The sequence below is a fragment of the uncultured Blautia sp. genome, assembly GCF_902497045.1.
Taxonomy (GTDB): domain Bacteria; phylum Bacillota; class Clostridia; order Lachnospirales; family Lachnospiraceae; genus Blautia_A.
This window is the reverse complement of sequence record NZ_CABVDF010000218.1, coordinates 1-5033: the sequence shown is the minus strand read 5'-3', so window position 1 is coordinate 5033 and position 5033 is coordinate 1. Positions and strand designations below refer to the sequence as shown.

Sequence of the window (5033 nt, the reverse complement as noted above, 5' to 3'; positions counted from 1 at the left end):
CAAGTTTGATAAAAAATTAACGTTAATTGATTAACAGAATTATTTGACACATTATCAGGCAAAAGCAAAAATAAAAGGATAACAAGGAGGATTTCACATGGCAAAAACAGAAACCCACATCCCGGCTGTGATCGACACTGCAGAAGCACTGGAAGCAAAGATGGCTGCGATGAAAGAAGCACAGAAACTTTTCGCCGCTTATACACAGGAGCAGGTAGACAAAATTTTCAAGGCTGCAGCTACCGCTGCTGACAAAGCACGTATTCCCCTTGCAAAAATGGCTGTTGCAGAAACTGGCATGGGTATTGTAGAAGATAAGGTTATTAAAAATCATTATGCGGCAGAGTATATCTACAATGCATATAAAGATACAAAAACCTGCGGAGTGATCGAAGAAGATCCGGTTTATGGAATCAAAAAAATTGCAGAACCGATCGGACTGATCGCGGCAGTTATTCCGACTACAAATCCTACTTCAACTGCTATTTTTAAAACTCTGATTGCATTGAAAACAAGAAATGCGATCATTATCAGTCCACATCCTCGTGCAAAGGCATCTACCATTGAGGCTGCAAAGATTGTACTGGAAGCTGCTGTGAAAGCAGGAGCGCCGGAAGGGATCATCGGATGGATCGACGTGCCAAGTCTTGAGCTTACTAATCTGGTTATGAAAGAGGCAGACATTATCCTTGCAACAGGCGGTCCTGGAATGGTAAAAGCAGCTTATTCTTCCGGAAAACCGGCACTTGGAGTAGGTGCAGGAAATACACCGGTTATTATTGACGATACAGCAGATGTACGTCTGGCAGTAAACTCCATCATCCATTCCAAGACCTTTGACAATGGTATGATCTGTGCTTCTGAACAGTCGGTGACAGTTCTCGAAAAAGTGTATCAGGCTGTTAAGGATGAGTTTCAGTACAGAGGCTGCTACTTCCTGAAAAAAGACGAACTGGATAAGGTAAGAAAGACCATCCTTATCAATGGCGCCCTGAATGCAAAGATCGTAGGTCAGAAGGCTGCCACAATCGCAGAAATGGCAGGTGTAAAGGTTCCGGCTGATACAAAGATACTGATCGGCGAGGTGGAATCCGTAGATATCAGTGAAGAGTTTGCTCATGAGAAGCTTTCTCCGGTGCTTGCCATGTACAAGGCAAAAACTTTTGACGAGGCGATTTCAAAGGCTGAACAGCTGGTAGCGGACGGCGGATACGGACATACATCTTCTCTTTACATTAATGTAAATGAAAAAGAAAAGATGGAAAAACATGCAGCGGCAATGAAAACCTGCCGTATCCTTGTAAATACACCGTCTTCTCAGGGTGGAATCGGCGATCTTTATAACTTTAAGCTTGCTCCTTCTCTTACACTTGGCTGCGGTTCCTGGGGCGGAAACTCTGTCTCCGAAAACGTAGGAGTGAAGCACCTGATCAATATTAAGACTGTTGCAGAGAGGAGAGAGAACATGCTCTGGATGAGAACACCGGAAAAGGTTTATTTCAAAAAAGGCTGTATGCCGGTAGCACTTGATGAACTGGGAACTGTTATGGGTAAGAAACGCTGCTTTATTGTAACAGACTCCTTCCTCTATAAAAACGGATATACAAAGAGAATTGAAGACAAGCTGGATCAGATGGGAATCGTTCACACCTGCTTCTCTGATGTAGAGCCGGATCCGTCTCTTGCATCTGCAAAAGCCGGTGCGGCAGCAATGCGTGCCTTTGAGCCGGATTGTATCATTGCTCTTGGCGGTGGTTCTGCAATGGATGCCGGTAAGGTTATGTGGGTGCTTTATGAGAATCCGGATGCAGATTTTGATGATATGGCAATGGATTTTATGGATATCAGAAAGAGAATCTATACCTTCCCGAAAATGGGTAAAAAAGCTTATTTTGTAGCAATTCCTACTTCCTCTGGTACAGGCTCTGAGGTAACACCTTTTGCCATTATCACAGATAAAGATACCGGTATCAAATGGCCGCTGGCGGACTATGAGCTTATGCCGAATATGGCGATCGTAGATACAGATAATATGATGAGCGCGCCAAAAGGACTGACCTGTGCTTCCGGTATCGATGTTATGACTCATGCCATTGAGGCTTATGTTTCTGTTATGGCTTCTGATTACACAGACAGTCTTGCACTGAAAGCAATCAAACTGGTATTTGATTACCTGCCAAGAGCATACAGAGACGGAAATGACGTAGAGGCAAGAGACCATATGGCAAACGCTTCCTGTATGGCAGGTATGGCTTTTGCAAATGCGTTCCTGGGCGTAAATCACTCACTTGCCCATAAGCTTGGCGCTTTCCATCATATTCCTCACGGAATTGCAAATGCGCTGGTTCTTACAGATGTTATGCGTTATAATAGTGCTGAAGTACCAACAAAGATGGGGACATTCCCGCAGTATCAGTACCCGCATACACTGGCGCGTTATGCAGAGATCGGACGCTTTGTAGGACTTACCGGAAAAGACGATCAGGAAGTATTTGAGAAGCTTCTTGAGAAGCTTGAGGAACTGAAAAAGATCATCGAGATTAAGCCGACTATCAAAGACTATAATGTAGATGAAAAATATTTCCTGGAGACTCTGGATGAGATGACAGAGCAGGCATTTAATGACCAGTGTACAGGTGCGAATCCGAGATATCCGCTGATGTCCGAGCTGAAAGAAATCTATCTGAAGGCTTATTATGGAAAAGAGTCCAAATAAAGAAAAGGGAGGGTATTTACCATGAATCTGAAAGACAAAAAAGTTTTTTTGACACGTCCATATAAGGTAGTCTATAAAGACGGAAACCGTATCATCAAGGTATTTACCAAAGAGCATGGAAAGGCAAATGTCTTTAACGAGGCTCTCTGCCAGGCTCGCGTAGAGGAAAGTGGACTGGATATTCCTAAGGTGCTGGAAGTAACACAGATTGATGGAGAATGGGCGGTTGTGATCGAGTATGTGGAAGGCAGAACTCTGGAACAGCTGATGCAGGAGAATCCGGAGAAGATGGAAGAATACATGGAAAAATTTGTGGATCTTCAGCTTTCCATGCATGAGAAAAAAGCACCCCGACTTACACTTCAGAAGGACAAATTTGCCCGTAAGATCGAGAGCGTGAAGGACAAGCTGGATGCGACTGTACGCTATGAGCTTCTTACAAGGCTGGATTCCATGCCAAACCACACCAAACTTTGCCACGGAGACTTTAATCCAAGTAATGTGATCGTTGCAGAGGATGGAACTATGAAGATCGTAGACTGGTCTCATGCAACTCAGGGAAATGCCAGCGGCGATGCAGCAATCACTTATCTTGAGTTTGCTCTCAAGGATCAGAAAACTGCAGATCTGTATCTGAATCTTTTCTGCAGGAAGAGCGATACTGCAAAACAGTATGTACAGAAATGGCTTCCTATTGCAGCAGCAGCGCAGCTGACAAAAGGTGTGAAGGATGAAGAAGAATTCCTTCTCCGCTGGGCGGATATCATTGATTTCCAGTAAATTTTATAGAAAAACCATTTGAAACAAATCCCTTTATTATTTATACAATCCCCGAGCCGACTGTGTCGGTTTCGGGGATCAGATTTTTATTTCTTCTATAATTCCTGCATCTATACGATATACTTTATCACATAATTCATGAATATCTTCCTGCATATGACTGGCAAGAAGAATAGTTTTTCCTTCATTGCGAAGCTGCAGAAAAAGTTTTCGCATTTGCGAAGCGCCCTGATCATCTAATCCATTCATAGGTTCATCCAAAATAAGGATTTCCGGGTTTTCCATAATTGCCTGTGCGATTCCCAGACGCTGTTTCATACCCATAGAGTATTTTCCAACAAGCTTTTTTGCTGCAGAAGTTAAACCTGTTTGTTCTAAGACTTTGTAAATTTCCTGATCATTAATTAACTTCTGGATTTGACTTAAATATTTCAGATTTTGAAAACCGCTTTTGTATGGAAGGAAAACCGGTTTCTCAATTAGAATTCCTGTGTTTTTAGGAAATTCGTTTTTCTTTCCAAGCGATATTCCATTAATAGTTACTGTGCCAGTGGTTGGTCTAAGAAAACCGCTTATTATTTTTAATAAAACTGTCTTTCCAGAACCATTTCTCCCGATTATCCCATATATTTTTCCTTTTTCAAAAGAGATACTAACAGGGTGAAGAACAATATCGCCAGAAAATTCTTTCGAGATATTATCAATTTCTATAATTGCCATAGCTATCTCCTTGTTTACCAGTTTTTTTGGCTCACTGCTATATTGTAATCAATATGACCTGAGATTTGAGTTAGAATGGATAACAAAATTGCATTGCTTAATAAAAATAATGAATAGCTTTCTGTAAAAGATAACATTTCTTTTCCCGGAATATGAAATTGCATTATTCCATGTGCCAGCATAGCAGGATGATATAAGGGAACAAAACCAGACATTAGCAGCATGCCTGAAAAATGAATTCCTATTGCAAAGAGCATTCCTAACGGAAATCGGGAGCTTAAATTGCCGATAAAAATTATGATTCCTAAAAAGGAACAATAAAGAGATGTTAATAAAAAACTATGAAAAAGAGCTTCATTTACGCTGAAAAATCTTAAAATCCAACTATTTGGTATAGGAAGACTGTATTCAGTCATTGCAATCTGGGGTGTTGCGCCAATCAGTATTTGTATAGTATCACTCCATTCAAAGGTAAAATTTCCATTTATAAAAATTGGAAATATGCAGCCCATGATAATAATTGCCTGGTATATAAGAAGCTGTATAAGCAAATAAGATGTCATGGATAGCCGCCAGAGTAATCCACTGCTTCTTATTAATGTAAAATAAGTCATAGAATTCACAAAAGGCGCATCGGCAATTATTATAAAAAATCCAATTACAAGAAGAGTAACCTGGAATATATCATTATATAGCAGGAGAAAAGAATCAAAAATTCCCACTGTATTTCCTGCTGCAAATTGTAAATAACGTATCGAAATAGATAAGCCAAGCCAGAATCCATAGATATATCCAGCCCAGATTCGGGGGATAAGAA

At 40.9% G+C, this 5033-nt stretch carries 4 protein-coding genes; 2 read left to right on the top strand and 2 right to left on the bottom strand.

All coding sequences use genetic code 11. The annotated features are described in order from the left end of the window. The first annotated feature begins 97 nt into the window (after positions 1-97). A complete protein-coding gene (adhE, locus tag RDS42_RS12540) occupies positions 98-2716 on the top strand; it encodes a bifunctional acetaldehyde-CoA/alcohol dehydrogenase (RefSeq protein ID WP_308783955.1) in 2619 nt (872 codons plus the stop codon). 21 nt (positions 2717-2737) lie between these two features. Continuing rightward, positions 2738-3496 (top strand): aminoglycoside phosphotransferase family protein, encoded by a 759-nt coding sequence (locus RDS42_RS12535; protein ID WP_308783954.1) that lies wholly within the window; start codon positions 2738-2740, stop codon positions 3494-3496. A 78-nt stretch (positions 3497-3574) separates the two neighbouring features. Here the strand turns inward: RDS42_RS12535 and RDS42_RS12530 are convergent, their stop codons facing one another. Then, positions 3575-4216: an ATP-binding cassette domain-containing protein gene (locus tag RDS42_RS12530; RefSeq protein ID WP_308783953.1), complete on the bottom strand. Its 642-nt coding sequence runs from the start codon at positions 4214-4216 to the stop codon at positions 3575-3577. A gap of 14 nt (positions 4217-4230) precedes the next feature. After that, the coding region (locus tag RDS42_RS12525; protein WP_308783952.1) for a hypothetical protein at positions 4231-5033 on the bottom strand (803 nt) is incomplete at its 5' end.